Source organism: Pandoraea sp. LA3 (genome assembly GCF_022696215.1).
GTDB classification, from domain to species: domain Bacteria; phylum Pseudomonadota; class Gammaproteobacteria; order Burkholderiales; family Burkholderiaceae; genus Pandoraea; species Pandoraea capi.
In genome coordinates this window covers 105,330-120,637 of sequence record NZ_PTPY01000036.1, presented here as the reverse complement: position 1 = coordinate 120,637, position 15,308 = coordinate 105,330, and the positions used below count along the sequence as shown (strand labels likewise).

Annotated in this window: 13 protein-coding genes; all 13 read left to right on the top strand. The window is 62.6% G+C overall.

What is annotated here, in order from left to right; all coding sequences use genetic code 11:
- Window positions 1-18: 18 nt before the first annotated feature.
- On the top strand, window positions 19-1,560 hold the full coding sequence (atpA, locus tag C5N93_RS19085; protein ID WP_150722843.1) for a F0F1 ATP synthase subunit alpha: 1,542 nt from the start codon (window positions 19-21) through the stop codon (window positions 1,558-1,560).
- 88 nt (window positions 1,561-1,648) lie between these two features.
- Window positions 1,649-2,536, top strand: coding sequence for a F0F1 ATP synthase subunit gamma (atpG, locus tag C5N93_RS19080; protein ID WP_069341118.1), 888 nt, complete (start codon window positions 1,649-1,651; stop codon window positions 2,534-2,536).
- Window positions 2,537-2,597: 61 nt separating this feature from the next.
- Window positions 2,598-3,989, top strand: coding sequence for a F0F1 ATP synthase subunit beta (gene atpD, locus C5N93_RS19075; RefSeq protein ID WP_069341119.1), 1,392 nt, complete (start codon window positions 2,598-2,600; stop codon window positions 3,987-3,989).
- Between the two features lie 147 nt (window positions 3,990-4,136).
- Entirely contained in the window at window positions 4,137-4,553 is a 417-nt protein-coding gene (locus tag C5N93_RS19070) for a F0F1 ATP synthase subunit epsilon (RefSeq protein WP_069341120.1), read from the top strand.
- Between the two features lie 723 nt (window positions 4,554-5,276).
- The gene (locus C5N93_RS19065; protein ID WP_242560507.1) at window positions 5,277-6,995 is read left to right on the top strand and encodes an AMP-binding protein; all 1,719 of its coding nucleotides are present in this window, start codon (window positions 5,277-5,279) and stop codon (window positions 6,993-6,995) included.
- Between the two features lie 111 nt (window positions 6,996-7,106).
- Window positions 7,107-8,318 carry a Bcr/CflA family multidrug efflux MFS transporter gene (locus C5N93_RS19060; RefSeq protein ID WP_242560506.1) on the top strand — a complete coding sequence of 404 codons (1,212 nt, stop codon included), beginning with the start codon at window positions 7,107-7,109 and terminating at the stop codon, window positions 8,316-8,318.
- A 732-nt stretch (window positions 8,319-9,050) separates the two neighbouring features.
- Entirely contained in the window at window positions 9,051-9,368 is a 318-nt protein-coding gene (gene flhD, locus C5N93_RS19055) for a flagellar transcriptional regulator FlhD (protein WP_023598340.1), read from the top strand.
- Window positions 9,369-9,454: 86 nt separating this feature from the next.
- Window positions 9,455-10,051, top strand: a complete 597-nt coding sequence (gene flhC / locus C5N93_RS19050; protein ID WP_150722839.1) for a flagellar transcriptional regulator FlhC — start codon at window positions 9,455-9,457, stop codon at window positions 10,049-10,051.
- Window positions 10,052-10,179: 128 nt separating this feature from the next.
- Window positions 10,180-11,040: a flagellar motor stator protein MotA gene (motA, locus tag C5N93_RS19045; protein ID WP_023598342.1), complete on the top strand. Its 861-nt coding sequence runs from the start codon at window positions 10,180-10,182 to the stop codon at window positions 11,038-11,040.
- 12 nt (window positions 11,041-11,052) lie between these two features.
- Window positions 11,053-12,066 carry a flagellar motor protein MotB gene (gene motB, locus C5N93_RS19040; protein WP_242560505.1) on the top strand — a complete coding sequence of 338 codons (1,014 nt, stop codon included), beginning with the start codon at window positions 11,053-11,055 and terminating at the stop codon, window positions 12,064-12,066.
- 17 nt (window positions 12,067-12,083) lie between these two features.
- Window positions 12,084-12,467, top strand: coding sequence for a response regulator (locus tag C5N93_RS19035; protein ID WP_069341125.1), 384 nt, complete (start codon window positions 12,084-12,086; stop codon window positions 12,465-12,467).
- A 51-nt stretch (window positions 12,468-12,518) separates the two neighbouring features.
- Window positions 12,519-14,744, top strand: a complete 2,226-nt coding sequence (cheA, locus tag C5N93_RS19030) for a chemotaxis protein CheA (RefSeq protein ID WP_301232339.1) — start codon at window positions 12,519-12,521, stop codon at window positions 14,742-14,744.
- Between the two features lie 65 nt (window positions 14,745-14,809).
- Window positions 14,810-15,277, top strand: coding sequence for a chemotaxis protein CheW (locus C5N93_RS19025; RefSeq protein ID WP_237170157.1), 468 nt, complete (start codon window positions 14,810-14,812; stop codon window positions 15,275-15,277).
- The last annotated feature ends 31 nt before the right edge of the window (window positions 15,278-15,308 follow it).

Below are 15,308 nucleotides of genomic sequence, written 5' to 3'. Positions count from 1 at the left end.
TGAATATCAGGAGCACATATGCAACTCAATCCCTCTGAAATCAGCGAACTGATCAAGAGCCGGATTCAAGGTCTCGATAGCGGCGCCGAAGTCCGTAACGAAGGCACCGTGATCTCGGTGACTGACGGCATCTGCCGCATTCACGGCCTGTCGGACGTGATGCAGGGCGAAATGCTGGAATTCCCGGGCAACACGTTCGGTCTGGCACTGAACCTCGAGCGCGACTCCGTCGGCGCCGTGATTCTGGGCGAATACGAGCACATCTCGGAAGGCGACACCGTCAAGTGCACGGGCCGCATTCTGGAAGTGCCGGTCGGTCCGGAACTGAAGGGCCGCGTCGTTGACGCACTGGGCCAGCCGATCGACGGCAAGGGTCCGATCAACGCGAAGGAAACCGACGCAATCGAAAAGATTGCTCCGGGCGTGATCTGGCGTAAGTCGGTCTCGCAACCGCTGCAAACCGGTACGAAGGCTATCGACGCCATGGTGCCGATCGGCCGCGGCCAGCGTGAGCTGATCATTGGTGACCGTCAGACGGGTAAGACCGCTGTGGCCATCGACACGATCATTTCGCAGAAGGGCAAGGGCGTGACCTGCGTCTACGTCGCGATCGGCCAGAAGGCTTCGTCGATCATGAACGTGGTGCGCAAGCTCGAAGAGCACGGCGCGATGGAGTACACGATCATCGTGACCGCCACCGCTTCGGACTCGGCCGCCATGCAGTTCATCGCACCGTACTCCGGTTGCACGATGGGCGAATACTTCCGCGATCGCGGCGAAGACGCGCTGATCATTTATGACGACTTGACCAAGCAAGCCTGGGCCTATCGTCAGATCTCGCTGCTGCTGCGCCGCCCGCCGGGCCGTGAAGCTTACCCGGGTGACGTGTTCTATCTGCACTCGCGTCTGCTCGAGCGTGCCGCTCGCGTCTCGGAAGAGTACGTCGAGAAGTTCACGAACGGCGCCGTCAAGGGCCAAAGCGGTTCGCTGACGGCACTGCCGATCATTGAAACGCAAGCCGGTGACGTGACCGCATTCGTTCCGACGAACGTGATCTCGATTACCGACGGCCAGATCTTCCTGGAAACCGACCTGTTCAACGCAGGCATCCGTCCGGCAATTAACGCCGGTATCTCGGTGTCGCGTGTGGGTGGTGCTGCGCAGACGAAGGTCATCAAGAAGCTGTCGGGCGGTATCCGTACCGACCTCGCACAGTACCGTGAGCTGGCTGCGTTCGCGCAGTTCGCTTCGGACCTGGACGAAGCGACCCGCAAGCAGCTCGAGCGCGGCCGCCGCGTGACGGAACTGCTCAAGCAGCCGCAATTCGCGCCGCTGCAAGTGTGGGAACTGGCCGTGTCGCTGTTCGCCGCCAACAACGGTTATCTGGACGATCTCGAAATCGCTCAGGTTCTGCCGTTCGAAAAGGGTCTGCGCGAAGTTCTGAAGACCAGCCACGGCGCGCTGATCGGTCGTATCGAAGAGACCAAAGATCTCTCGAAGGACGACGATGCTGCCCTGCACGCTGCGATCAAGGACTTCAAGAAGACCGGCGCTTACTAATCCGGTTGAATCGGTAACTATTCAACGGACCCGGGAAGGCGCGATGTTCAAGCAACAACGAACGTCGCGCCGAGACAAGGAGTAAGCAATGGCTGGAATGAAGGAAATTCGCGGCAAGATCAAGAGCGTGCAAAACACGCGCAAGATCACCAAGGCCATGGAAATGGTGGCCGCGTCGAAGATGCGCAAGGCGCAGGAACGCATGCGTCATGCCCGGCCGTACGCTGACAAGGTGCGCCAGATCGCGGCGCACATGGGCCAGGCGAATCCGGAATACCACCACCCGTTCATGGTGAAGCATGCCGACGCGAAAGCCGCCGGCATCATCGTGGTGACGACGGACAAGGGCCTGTGCGGCGGCTTGAACACCAACGTGCTGCGTGCCGTGGTGAACAAGCTGAAGGAAATCGAAGCACAGGGTCTGAAGATCGAGGCTACCGCCATCGGTAGCAAAGGCTTCGGCTTCCTGAACCGTATCGGCGCGAAGGTGGTATCGCATGTCGTGCAACTGGGCGACACCCCGCACCTGGACAAGCTGATCGGCGCTGTGAAGTTGCAGCTCGATGCGTATGCCGAAGGCAAGCTGGACGCCGTGTACCTGGCTTATAACCGCTTCGTCAACACGATGAAGCAGGAAGCCGTGGTCGAGCAACTGCTGCCGCTGCCCGAGAAGCTCGAAGGCGAATCGGAAGAAGCGAGCGCGGTGCCGGCACAGCATTCGTGGGACTACATCTACGAACCGGATGCGAAGACGGTCGTCGATGCCCTGCTGGTGCGTTACGTCGAAGCTGTCGTGTATCAGGCAGTCGCAGAGAACATGGCGTCGGAACAGTCCGCCCGCATGGTGGCCATGAAGGCCGCGTCGGACAACGCAAAGACCGTGATCGGTGAATTGCAGATGGTCTACAACAAGGGCCGTCAAGCAGCGATTACGAAGGAACTGTCCGAAATCGTGGGTGGCGCCGCCGCAGTGTAAGCGGTGGCACGGGCCGATGCGCCGTAAGGCGAAATGAATTTGAGTATCTAAAGGAAAAGCGATGAGTACTGCTTTGATTGAAGGCAAGATCGTACAGTGCATCGGCGCCGTTATCGACGTGGAGTTCCCGCGCGACAGCATGCCGAAGATCTACGACGCGCTCACCATGGAAGGTTCGGAACTGACGCTCGAAGTCCAGCAACAGCTGGGCGACGGCGTGGTCCGTACCATCTGTCTGGGTTCCTCCGAAGGCCTGCGCCGCGGTATGACGGTGCAAAACTCGGGTCTGCCGATCACGGTGCCGGTCGGTAAGCCGACGCTGGGCCGCATTATGGACGTGCTGGGCCGTCCGATCGACGAAGCCGGTCCGATCGCCAAGGAACACACCCGTTCGATTCACCAGAAGGCTCCGGCATTCGACGAGCTGTCGCCGTCGACGGAACTGCTCGAAACCGGCATCAAGGTTATCGATCTGATCTGCCCGTTCGCCAAGGGCGGCAAGGTGGGCCTGTTCGGTGGCGCCGGTGTGGGCAAGACCGTGAACATGATGGAACTCATCAATAACATCGCCAAGGAACACGGCGGTTATTCGGTGTTTGCCGGTGTGGGCGAGCGTACCCGTGAAGGGAACGACTTCTACCACGAAATGAAGGACTCGAACGTTCTGGACAAGGTCGCGCTGGTGTACGGCCAGATGAACGAGCCGCCGGGCAACCGTCTGCGCGTGGCGCTGACCGGTCTGACGATGGCCGAGCACTTCCGTGACGAAGGTCGCGACGTGCTGTTCTTCGTGGACAACATCTACCGTTTCACGCTGGCCGGTACCGAAGTGTCGGCACTGCTCGGCCGTATGCCGTCGGCCGTGGGCTATCAGCCGACGCTGGCTGAAGAAATGGGTAAGCTGCAAGAGCGTATTACGTCGACCAAGACCGGCTCGATCACGTCGGTGCAAGCCGTGTACGTGCCTGCCGATGACTTGACCGACCCGTCGCCGGCAACCACCTTCGGTCACTTGGACGCCACCGTCGTGCTCTCGCGTGACATCGCCTCGCTGGGTATCTACCCGGCAGTCGATCCGCTCGACTCGACCTCGCGTCAGATCGACCCGAACGTGATTGGCGAAGAGCACTACACGGTGACCCGTCGCGTGCAATCGACGCTGCAACGTTACAAGGAACTGCGCGACATTATCGCGATTCTGGGTATGGACGAACTGTCGCCGGACGACAAGCTCGCCGTGGCCCGCGCGCGTAAGATCCAGCGTTTCCTGTCGCAGCCGTTCCACGTGGCAGAAGTGTTCACGGGCTCGCCGGGCAAGTACGTTCCGCTCAAGGAAACGATCCGCGGCTTCAAGATGATCGTCGACGGTGAGTGCGACCACCTGCCGGAGCAGGCGTTCTACATGGTTGGCACGATCGACGAAGCGTTCGAAAAAGCCAAGAAGATGCAGTAAACGGTTGAGTGCCGGGCAACGGCGGGGTCTCGCGAGAGACACCACCGAAGTCCGGCAGGTGACTGTTGCGGGGCGGGGTAGCGAAGCGAGGACGGCAACGTCCGGACTGGCGCGCCTGCCGCTTCATCACACTCAACGGGAGCGATTATGGCAACCATTCACGTAGACGTCGTCAGCGCGGAAGAGGAAATCTTCTCGGGTAAGGCGCGCTTTGTGGCGCTGCCCGGCGAAGCCGGCGAGCTGGGTATTCTGCCCGGCCACACGCCGCTGATCACGCGTATCAAGCCGGGTGCGGTGCGCATCGAGGACGAAGCAGGTAACGAAGACTTTGTTTTCGTCGCAGGCGGCATTCTCGAAGTGCAACCGGGCACGGTGACCGTGCTCGCCGACACCGCCATCCGCGGTAAGGATCTGGACGAAGCGAAGGCTAACGAAGCCAAGCGCCGTGCAGAAGAAGCGCTGTCGAACAAGGAATCGAACATCGAGTACGCAACTGCTCAGGCCGAACTGGCCGAAGCGATGGCACAACTCGCTGCGATCTCGAAGCTGCGCTCGAAGAAGTAAATTCCGGCGTTGTACGGCCCGCGCGCCGTGCAATGTCAGTCAAAGCGTTGTGGCAAGCGTTGAAAAAACGTGCGTCGCGACGTCGAGACGGTAAAAGCCTCGGACATGAGAATGTCTGAGGCTTTTGTTTTTGCGCGTCCGCAGCGTTGAACTCACGATCAGCGTCTGGTGCCCCGAGCCCAGAGCCCAGAGCCCAGAGCCCAGAGCCCCGAGCACCCGAGCACCCGAGCACCCGAGCACCCGAGCACCCGAGCACCCGAGCACCCGAGCACCCGAGCACCCGAGCACCCGAGCACACGGCACACGGCACACGGCACACGGCACACGGCACACAGGGGGCGACTGGCTTGAATCAGGGCCATCCCCACTCGATTCGTCACTTAAATTACGTTAACGTAAACGTCAATTCTGTGTGACGCGCTATTGTTACGAAGAGAAGCTTTCCGTCGCTTGAATCAGCGATATCAGCGACAGGCAGGCCCTTCGTCAGCGAGACGTAATCCCCGTCGGCGAGTATTGGCTGAACCCCCGCGGCCGAGGTGCCAAAAGCACCGGAGGTCCCGCCCGCGCCATTCGTGCGACCCGTGCGATCCGTGCCAATCGCGCCGGCAGCGCCAACAGCGTCTGCCACCTCGACCTCACCGCGCGTCACCGGGGCGGACGGCGTCATCGTCGTCACGCGACAGCATTCACCACTTCAGCAGTGCTTCAGGAGACAAAAGCATGGAAAGCCGGGAAGGTGCGGGCGTTGTACCTCGTAATGGACTGTCGTATGTGAAGGGTGATACCACCGTACCGCTGTCGACGTTGACGGTATTCGGACTGCTTGCGGAGACGGCGGCGAAGTTTCCGGAGCGTCAGGCCGTCGTGTTTCGCGAGCAGGGGGTGGACTGGACATGGCGCGAGTTCATCGCACACGTCGATACCTTCGCCGCCGGGCTCATTGCCCTCGGATTGAAGAAGGGCGACCGCGTCGGCATCTGGTCGCCGAATCGCGTAGAGTGGCTGGTGACGCAATTCGCGACCGCGCGTGCCGGGCTGATTCTCGTGAACATCAACCCCGCCTACCGCATGGCCGAGCTGGACTACGCGCTCAACAAGGTCGGCTGCAAGGCGCTCGTCGCGGCGGAGTCGTTCAAGACCTCGCGCTACCTCGACATGCTGAACGTGCTCGCGCCCGAACTGGCGACGTGCGCCCCCGGCCAGTTGCAGTCGGAGAAGTTTCCGACGCTGCGCACCATCATCCGCATGGGGATGGAGACCACCCCCGGCATGATGAATTTCAGCGACGTGGTGACGCTCGGCGCCGATGCCAACCTCGACGCGCTGCGCAAAATCTCCGATGGGCTCGACTGCTTCGAGCCGATCAACATCCAGTTCACGAGCGGCACGACCGGTAATCCGAAAGGCGCGACGCTCACGCACCACAACATCGTCAATAACGGTCGCTACATCGCCATGGCGATGGACTTCTCCGAGCGTGACAGCCTGTGCATTCCGGTGCCGTTCTATCACTGCTTCGGCATGGTGCTCGCCGTGCTCGCCTGCGTGTCGACGGGCGCGACGATGATCTTCCCCAGTGAAGCGTTCGATCCGAAGGCCACGATGGCGGCCGTCTCCGAGGAGAGCTGCACGGCCCTGCACGGCGTGCCGACGATGTTCATCGCGCAGCTCGATCATCCGGACTTCGGCAACTACCACTTCGATACGCTGCGCACAGGCATCATGGCCGGCTCGCCGTGCCCCATCGAGACGATGAAACGCGTGATCGATCAGATGCACATGAGCGAAGTGACGATTGCTTACGGCATGACGGAGACCAGTCCGGTGTCGTTCCAGACCACGACGACCGATCCGCTCGAAAAGCGCGTGACGACGGTCGGGCGTGTGCAGCCGCACCTCGAAGTCAAACTCGTCGATGCCGCAGGGGAGATCGTGCCCGTTGGCGAGAAGGGCGAACTCTGCACCAAGGGGTATTCGGTGATGCAGGGCTACTGGGACGACGAACCCCGCACGCGCGAAGCGATTCGCGACGGCTGGATGCACACCGGCGATCTGGCCACGCTCGACGAAGACGGCTATTGCAACATCGTCGGCCGGGTGAAGGACATGCTCATTCGCGGCGGCGAGAACATCTATCCGCGCGAAATCGAGGAGTTCCTGTTCCGTCACCCCAAGGTGCAGGCGGTGCAGGTGTTCGGCGTGCCGGATGCGAAGTACGGCGAAGAGGTCTGCGCATGGATCGTGCTCAAACCGGGACAGAGCGCGACGGAGGACGATATCCGGGCGTTCTGCAAGGATCAGATTGCGCACTACAAGATCCCGCGCTACATCCGGTTCGTCGACGAAATGCCGATGACGGTGACCGGCAAGGTGCAGAAATTCATCATGCGTGAGCAGATGGTCGAATCGCTGGGCCTTCACGAAGCGAAGACGGCCTGACGCCGACGACCCGCCGGAGGATGCCCGAAGCGCTCGGGCATTCTCTGCTTATTTTTTAAGCGAAGCCGGGGGGAATGCCGTATCATTCGGGATTACCCTAGGTTTCGCTCAATGCCCGCTCAAACTTTCCGCACCGTTTTCGTTCTCGGCATCCTGTCGGCCATCGGCTCGCTGTCGATCGACATGTACCTGCCGGCGTTGCCGAGCATCGCGCGCGAACTGAATACGACGGACGCGGCGGTGCAGTTCTCCCTCGCATCGTTCTTCATCGGGCTGGGCCTCGGCCAGTTGCTGCACGGCCCGCTTGCCGATCGCTACGGTCGCAAGCGTCCGCTGTATGCCGGTCTGGCGCTCTACACGCTCGCGTCGGCGGGCTGCGCACTCGCCCCGAACATCGAGACGCTGATCGTCAGCCGTTTCATTCAGGCGGTCGGCGGGTGCGCCTGCTTCGTGATCGCACGGGCCATGGCGCGCGATCTGTTCGATACGGCGACGGTGGCGCGTGTCCTGTCGCGCATGACGCTCATCATGGGCGCAGCGCCGATTCTCGCGCCGCTCGTTGGCGGGCAAGTCCTCAACTTCGTTGGCTGGCGCTGGATCTTCTGGGGCCTGACGGTGTTCGGGGCGATGTGTTTCGCGATGGCCGTCTATTGGTTGCCCGAGACGCGTCAGGCGGCGAAGCAGGCGCGCAACTGGCTGGCCACGGCGTGGCATAACTACGGGGTGTTGCTGCGCGACCGCGAATTCATGGGCAATGCGTTGGCTGGGGGCGTCTCCCAGGCGGGGATGTTCGCGTACATCACCGGCTCGCCGTTTGTCTTCATCAACCTGTACGGCATCGATCCGGCAAATTACGGCTGGCTCTTCGGGCTGAATGCCTGCGGGATCATCGCGGGTTCGCAAATCAACGCGTACCTGCTGCGCACGCGCCGGCCGGCTGCCGTGTTGCGCCGGACCAACAATCTCGTCGCCATTCTCGGCTTGCTGATGCTGGCCGTGGCGGCGCTGCGGCTCGGCGGACTCATCGGGCTGATGGTGCCGCTGTTCGCCTACGTGACAAGCCTCGGCTTCTCGCAGCCGAACGCCATTGCCGAAGCGCTCAACCGTCAGCAGCAACGCGCGGGCGCCGCATCGGCCTTGCTCGGCGCATTGCAGTTCCTCGCCGCTGCCAGCGCCGGTGCCGCCGTCGGTCTGTTGCACGCACGCTCGGCGGTGCCGATGGCCGCCGTCATGGCGGTGTGCGGCGTGCTGTCGTGGTGCTTCCACACGGTGCTGATCCGCCGTGCCGGACCGGCCCTGCCGCCTGCGGCGGGCACTGCCTGACGGCGGTACCGCGCTCAGTCGTACCGATCGGGTGCGCCCTGCGCAGATGAGGGCAGAGGTTTGACGCCCCGGACCGGGCGGCTGTGGATGTCGACGAGATCCTGCCGCCGGTTTGTCCTACACGTAGGATCCCCGTCCGGTAGTTTTCCTCAACGCATCGTCAAGACGTGACGGCGGGAACGTCGCGGGATATGGGGCGTCAGTACGTATCAACTGACGAAACCGGAATAACGAGACGAGCGCGCCTGGAAGGATTTGTAAGATGGCGCTTCGCGATTCCCTGCAAATCTTCGGGAACCGGAACCAGAGCGCCGCTTCCAAACTTAGAATTCGGCGCGCCCCACTACATCTGTAACACTTTGTAATTGGGCTGTTCCGGTGCCTACGAAATAGGCAAAGTACGAATCAGCCAACCCTCGCAGAAGCCCCCCTGAAATTTTTTGCAAGGATGGCTAAAGTTCGGCAAAAGTCCGCCGAAATACAGTCAAGTAGTAGAGCGTAGCTTCGTGACACTTTCATGAAGCGTTCACACTCTGTCACCGAACGTTCCCCCCGAGCGCGTCGTCGGATCGCTGCGCGCCTCGCGTGTAGGAAAAATTCCTACAAAAAACTTCCGCTTTTCTTGCTCCCTTCTGTAGTTTTTCTCCGATTTCTTTATCTTTCGCCCTTGTCCACAATGCGAGGGAATAGACAGTAGTACCGCCAGATTCATCCATTGCGCCGGGGGGCCGCATGCGAAACAGCGAAACACTGAATGAGATTCGTGAGTTGAATCTCTCCTACCTCGTCCTGGCTCAGCGCCTGATCCGTGAGGATCGCGCGGCGGCAATGTTCCGCCTGGGCATCAGCGACCAGCTTGCCGACGTCCTCGGCAGCCTGACCCTTGCACAACTCGTCAAGTTCGCGGGGTCGAACCAGCTCTTGTGCCGATTTCGATTCGACGACCACGTGATTCTTTCGAGCCTCACGCACGGCGCGAAAGACGTGGGTATGCAGCAGTCGCACGCTTCGATTCTGCTCGCGGGTCAGCCCGTCGAGCAGATCGGCTGAACGTACGACATACGCGACGCACGCCTCGCGCCGTCCCTGTCGTATGAGTGGACTGCGCTTGGCGTGATTTGCCAGGAAGCCTGTATATGCGTACCAAAAGCGTCGTTCTCGAGGCCCGCGAGATTCAGCTGGCCATCGAACTGATCGAACTCGGCGCCCGCCTCCAGTTGCTGGAAGCGGAAACGAGCCTGAGCCGCGACCGGCTCATCAAACTCTATAAAGAACTCAAGGGCGCGTCGCCGCCCAAGGGCATGCTGCCGTTCTCGACCGACTGGTTCGTGACGTGGCTGCCCAACATCCACTCGTCGCTTTTCCACAACATCTACCGCCACCTCGTGCAATACGGCGGCTGCCAGGGGATCGAGGCCATCGTGAAGGCGTACCGCCTGTACCTGGAACACGTGGAATTGCATGGCTGGGAAGCGGTGCTCGGATTTACCCGGGCGTGGACGCTGGTGCGCTTCTTCGACAGCAAGATGTTGCAGATGACGCCGTGCACGCGCTGCGGCGGTCACTTCGTCACGCACGCTCACGAGCCGCATGGTCAGTACGTTTGCGGCCTGTGCCAGCCGCCGTCGCGCGCCGGAAAGACCCGGAAAGCAAAACACGCGCACGCCGCCGATCTGGCGCCGGCCGTGGCATCCGCCGAGCCGGACTCGGACATTTCCCCGTTGGCCGCCTGAACGGGCCGCCCGACGAGAACACCCTGAGGTAATCCCGCCCCTACAGTTTCCCTGCGTGTCTGCCGTTAAGCCCTCTGAACAGGAAGGACATTTTTCCGTAGACGTATTTTTGCGAGAGGTATCCGGCAGTGCTTGTCGTCATTGGTTACATCATCGTTCTGGCATCGGTCTTTGGCGGCTTCGTCATTGGCGGAGGCCACTTGGGCGCGCTGTTTCAGCCGACCGAGCTGCTGATCATCGGTGGCGCGGGCGTCGGCTCGTTCGTGGTGGGCAACAACAGCAAGGCGATCAAGGCGACGATGAAAGCGCTGCCGATGCTGTTCAAGGGCTCGAAATACACCAAAGAGCTGTACATGGAGCTGATGGCGCTCCTGTACGTGCTGCTCGCGAAAGCGCGTAAGGACGGCATGCTCGCCATCGAAGGGGACGTCGAAGATCCGGCATCGAGCCCGGTGTTCTCGCAATACCCGCGCATTCTGGGCGAGCCGCGCATCATGGAATTCCTGACCGACTATCTGCGACTGATGGTCAGCGGCAACATGAACGCGTTCGAGATCGAGAACCTGATGGATCACGAAATCGAAACTTACCGCCATGAGGGCGAAGTGCCTGCCCACTGTCTGCAAAAGACGGGCGACGCCATGCCGGCCTTCGGGATCGTGGCGGCCGTGATGGGCGTGGTGCATACGATGGCGTCTGCCGACCAGCCGCCGGCCGTGCTCGGCGCGCTCATCGCGCAGGCGCTCGTGGGTACCTTCCTCGGCATTCTGCTCGCCTACGGCTTCATCTCGCCGCTGGCGCAACTCATCGAACACCGCATCAACGAGTCGGTGAAGCTCTACGAGTGCATCAAGGTCACGCTGCTCGCCAGCCTGAACGGTTACGCACCGGCCCTGTCGGTCGAGTTCGGCCGCAAGGTGCTGTATTCCACCGTACGTCCGTCGTTCGCCGAGCTCGAAGAGCACGTGCGACAGGTCAAGGCACGTTGACGGGCGAGCGCAATGAGCGAGAAAGAAGAGCGGCCCATCATCGTCAAGCGCCGCAAAGCCGGCGGGCACGGCCATCACGGCGGCGCGTGGAAGATTGCGTACGCCGACTTCATGACGGCCATGATGGCGTTCTTTCTGCTGATGTGGCTGCTCAGCTCCGTGAGCAGCAAGGAACTCACCGGTATCGCGGAATACTTCCGCACGCCGCTCAAGGTCGCCCTCACCGGCGGACGTAACGCCGCCGACAACAGCGGCGTGATCCCGGGCGGCGGCACGGACACCACGCGCACCGACGGCCAGAAGGCGCGCGGCGATCAGGCACGCGCGCGTAACGCGACCACGGCCGAGATGGCCGAGCGTGCCGACGCACAACGTTTGCGCGATCTCAAGGCGCGCATCGAGAAAGCGATCGAAAGTAACCCCACGCTCAAGCAGTTCCGCAAGCAACTGCTCATCGACGTGACGACGGAAGGGCTGCGCATCCAGATCGTGGACGACCAGAACCGTCCGATGTTCGCCAATGCGAGCGCGCAGGTGCAGCCGTACATGCGCGACATCCTGCGCGAGATCGGCAAGTCGCTCAACGGCGTGCCGAACAGCATCAGCCTGTCCGGTCACACCGACGCCACGGCGTACGCGCAAGGTGACAAGAGCTACAGCAACTGGGAATTGTCGGCAGATCGCGCGAACGCGTCGCGTCGCGAACTGATTGCGGGCGGTCTCGATGGCGAGAAGGTACTGCGTGTGGTCGGACTGGCGTCCACCGTGCCGCTCGATCGCGACGATGCCTACAACCCGATCAACCGCCGCATCAGCATCATCGTGCTCAACCGCCGCGCCGAGCAGTCGGTCAAGCACGAAGTCGATCAACCGACCATCGACGCCGCGAACGCACGCGGCGCAGGCAGTAACGCGGTGAGCGCAGCCATGAGCGGCGAGCGTCCGGCCGTGCCGGGTGTGCCGAATCTGCCCGCGCCCCCCGCACCGCCGACAGCCCCCACGGCGCCGGGCGCGAGTCCGCGATAACCGACAAGAGGAGACGCATGCAGGCCATTCGCAACACGATTCTCGCCGTCGACGATTCCGCGTCGATGCGTCAGATTCTGGCGGCAACGCTCGACGAAGCCGGCTACGCCGTGACGACCGCCCGCGACGGGCAGGAAGCGCTGGCGCTGGCGTCGAACGCGAGCTTCGATCTGGTGCTGACCGATCAGCACATGCCCGGCATGGACGGTTTGTCGCTCATCCGCGCGCTGCGCGAGCTCGACACGTTCGCCCAAACGCCCATTCTGGTACTGACGACCGAAGTCGACAGCGCCTACAAGACGGCTGCCCGCGATGCGGGCGCCAGCGGCTGGCTGATCAAGCCGGTCGACCCTGAAGCATTGCTCGACGTGGTCGGTTCGCTCGTCGGCGAAGGCGCTTGACGATGAAGTCGACGGCGTCGATGGCACAACCAAGTTAGGACGAGGAAACCGGTGGATATCACCCAGTTCTACCAGACCTTTTTCGATGAAGCGGAAGAGTTGCTCGCTGAGATGGAGCACCTCCTGCTTGCGCTCGACGTCAGCGCGCCCGATAACGAGCAACTGAACGCGATCTTCCGGGCGGCGCACTCGATCAAGGGCGGCGCTGCGACGTTCGGTTTCACCGCGCTGACCGAAACCACACACCTGCTGGAAAACTTGCTCGATCGCGCACGTCGAGGTGAATTGCAGTTGCGCACCGAGATGGTCGATACCTTCCTGGAAACCAAAGACGTGTTGCATCAACAGTTGAATGCCTACCGCGCCTCCAGTGAGCCCGATGCCGAGGCAATGAAGCGCATCTGCGCCGTACTCCAGCAACTGGCCGCCGAAGGTGAGGGCGCACCGGTTTCCGCGGCTCCCACGTCGCCGTTCACGCAAGCCGCAGCCCCCGCACCCGTGGCGGCGCCTGCTGCACCGGTCGAAGCGGCTGAGCCTGCAACGGACGCCAGCGGTGCGCCGAGCGGCGCCATCCCGCCGGGCCAGACGCGTCTGAAGGTCACGCTCACCGGCGTAGGCGAAAAGGATCAGACGCTGCTCGCGGAAGAACTGGGCAACCTCGGTACCGTGGCCGGTCGACAGTCGGTCGGCGACGCGCTGCACCTGTGGCTCGACACCACCTGCGACGCCGACGACATCCTCGCCGTGTGCTGCTTCGTGATCGAACCGTCGCAGATCGACGTGCAGGACGCGTCGGCAGTGGCCGCGCCTGCCCCTGCACCGGAACCGGCTGCCGCCCCGGTGCAGACGTCCGAAATCTTCACGCCGGCCCCGGCCCCGGCCGCGTCCGCACCGATCGAAGTGCCCGCCGCCATGGCGCCGGTCGCTGCTGCACCGGTTGCGCCCGAAGCCGTTGTACCGCCGCCGGCGGCCGAACCGATCGTCGTGCCGTCTGCGGCACCGCCGGCCGCCGCCTCCGGTGGCGGAAACGGCGCGCATCATCCGCCGGAAAAGCGTGCCGCGGCGCCCGCCGCCGGCGGCGCTGCCGGTCACGAGAACAGCTCGATTCGCGTGGGCGTGGAAAAGGTCGACCAGCTCATCAACCTCGTGGGCGAACTGGTGATCACGCAGGCCATGCTCGCCCAGACGGCCAGCAGCCTCGATCCGATGCTGCACGACCGCCTGTTCAACGGCATGGGGCAGCTCGAACGCAACGCGCGCGACTTGCAGGAAGCCGTGATGTCCATCCGCATGATGCCGATGGATTACGTGTTCTCGCGCTTCCCGCGTCTGGTGCGCGATCTCGCGACCAAGCTCGGCAAGCAGATCGAACTCGTCACGTTCGGTCAGGCGACCGAACTCGACAAGAGCCTGATCGAGCGCATCATCGATCCGCTCACGCACCTGGTGCGTAACAGCCTCGACCACGGTATCGAGACGACCGAACTGCGCGTGGCCTCGGGCAAGGACCCGGTGGGCCAGCTCGTGCTGTCCGCCGCGCACCAGGGCGGCAACATCGTCATCGAAGTGAGCGATGACGGCGCGGGGCTGCGTCGCGAGAAGATTCTCGCCAAGGCGCAGCAGCAGGGCATGAACGTGTCCGACTCGATGGCCGACGAGGAAGTCTGGCAACTGATCTTCGCGCCGGGCTTCTCCACCGCCGAAGCCGTGACCGACGTGTCGGGCCGTGGCGTGGGCATGGACGTCGTCAAGCGAAACATCCAGCAGATGGGCGGCCACGTGGAGATTCTCTCCACGCGCGGCAAGGGCACCACGATCCGCATCGTGCTGCCGCTCACGCTCGCCATTCTCGACGGCATGTCCGTCAAGGTCGGCCCGGAGATCTTCATCCTGCCGCTGAACTTCGTAATGGAGTCGCTGCAACCGCGTCGCGACGACATCCGTGCGGTGACCGGCGAAGGCCAGGTCGTGCTGGTGCGCGGCGAGTACCTGCCGCTCGTCGAGCTGTACCGCGCGTTCGACGTGCCCGAGGCGCGTCTCGATCCGACGCAGGGGATCATCGTCATTCTGCAAGCCGAAGGGCGCCGCTTCGCGTTGCTCGTCGACGAGCTGGTCGGTCAGCAGCAAGTCGTGGTGAAGAACCTCGAAACCAATTACCGCCGTATTCACGGTATTTCCGCCGCCACCATTATGGGTGACGGCAGTGTGGCATTGATCGTCGACGTGGCGGCGCTCCAGCGCGGTCAACGGTCGGCCGCCGCCACCATCTTCAACTGAAGTCGGAGACGCGTTAGATGGACAACCTTTCGCAAGAGCAGGCCGTGTCGCGCCACGCAGGCGCCATGCAGACCGATGGCGACGGCCAGGAATTTCTCGTCTTCACGCTCGGTGAAGAGGAGTACGGCATCGACATTCTGAAGGTGCAGGAAATTCGCGGCTACGACGCGGTCACGCGCATCGCCAACGCCCCCGACTTCATCAAGGGCGTGATCAACCTGCGCGGCATCATCGTGCCGATCGTCGACATGCGCATCAAGTTCCGTCTGGGCCGCGTCGAATACGACACGCAGACGGTCGTGATCATTCTGAACGTGGCGGGTCGCGTGGTCGGCATGGTGGTCGACGGCGTGTCCGACGTGCTGACGCTCGCACGCGGCGAAATCAAGCCGGCGCCCGAGTTCGGCGCGCAACTGGCCACCGAGTACATCACGGGGCTGGGCACGGTCGAAGGCCGCATGCTGATCCTGATGGACATCGAGAAGTTGATGACCAGCGACGACATGGCGCTCATCGAGCGTCTGGCGAGCTAAGTCAGACCGACGCCGGAAACGGCAGCGAGAC

Coding starts and splice junctions, on each gene's coding strand:
- atpA (WP_150722843.1), top strand. CDS start 19: ATGCAACTCAATCCCTCTGAAATCAGCGAACTGATCAAGAGCCGGATT.
- atpG (WP_069341118.1), top strand. CDS start 1,649: ATGGCTGGAATGAAGGAAATTCGCGGCAAGATCAAGAGCGTGCAAAAC.
- atpD (WP_069341119.1), top strand. CDS start 2,598: ATGAGTACTGCTTTGATTGAAGGCAAGATCGTACAGTGCATCGGCGCC.
- C5N93_RS19070 (WP_069341120.1), top strand. CDS start 4,137: ATGGCAACCATTCACGTAGACGTCGTCAGCGCGGAAGAGGAAATCTTC.
- C5N93_RS19065 (WP_242560507.1), top strand. CDS start 5,277: ATGGAAAGCCGGGAAGGTGCGGGCGTTGTACCTCGTAATGGACTGTCG.
- C5N93_RS19060 (WP_242560506.1), top strand. CDS start 7,107: ATGCCCGCTCAAACTTTCCGCACCGTTTTCGTTCTCGGCATCCTGTCG.
- flhD (WP_023598340.1), top strand. CDS start 9,051: ATGCGAAACAGCGAAACACTGAATGAGATTCGTGAGTTGAATCTCTCC.
- flhC (WP_150722839.1), top strand. CDS start 9,455: ATGCGTACCAAAAGCGTCGTTCTCGAGGCCCGCGAGATTCAGCTGGCC.
- motB (WP_242560505.1), top strand. CDS start 11,053: ATGAGCGAGAAAGAAGAGCGGCCCATCATCGTCAAGCGCCGCAAAGCC.
- C5N93_RS19035 (WP_069341125.1), top strand. CDS start 12,084: ATGCAGGCCATTCGCAACACGATTCTCGCCGTCGACGATTCCGCGTCG.
- C5N93_RS19025 (WP_237170157.1), top strand. CDS start 14,810: ATGCAGACCGATGGCGACGGCCAGGAATTTCTCGTCTTCACGCTCGGT.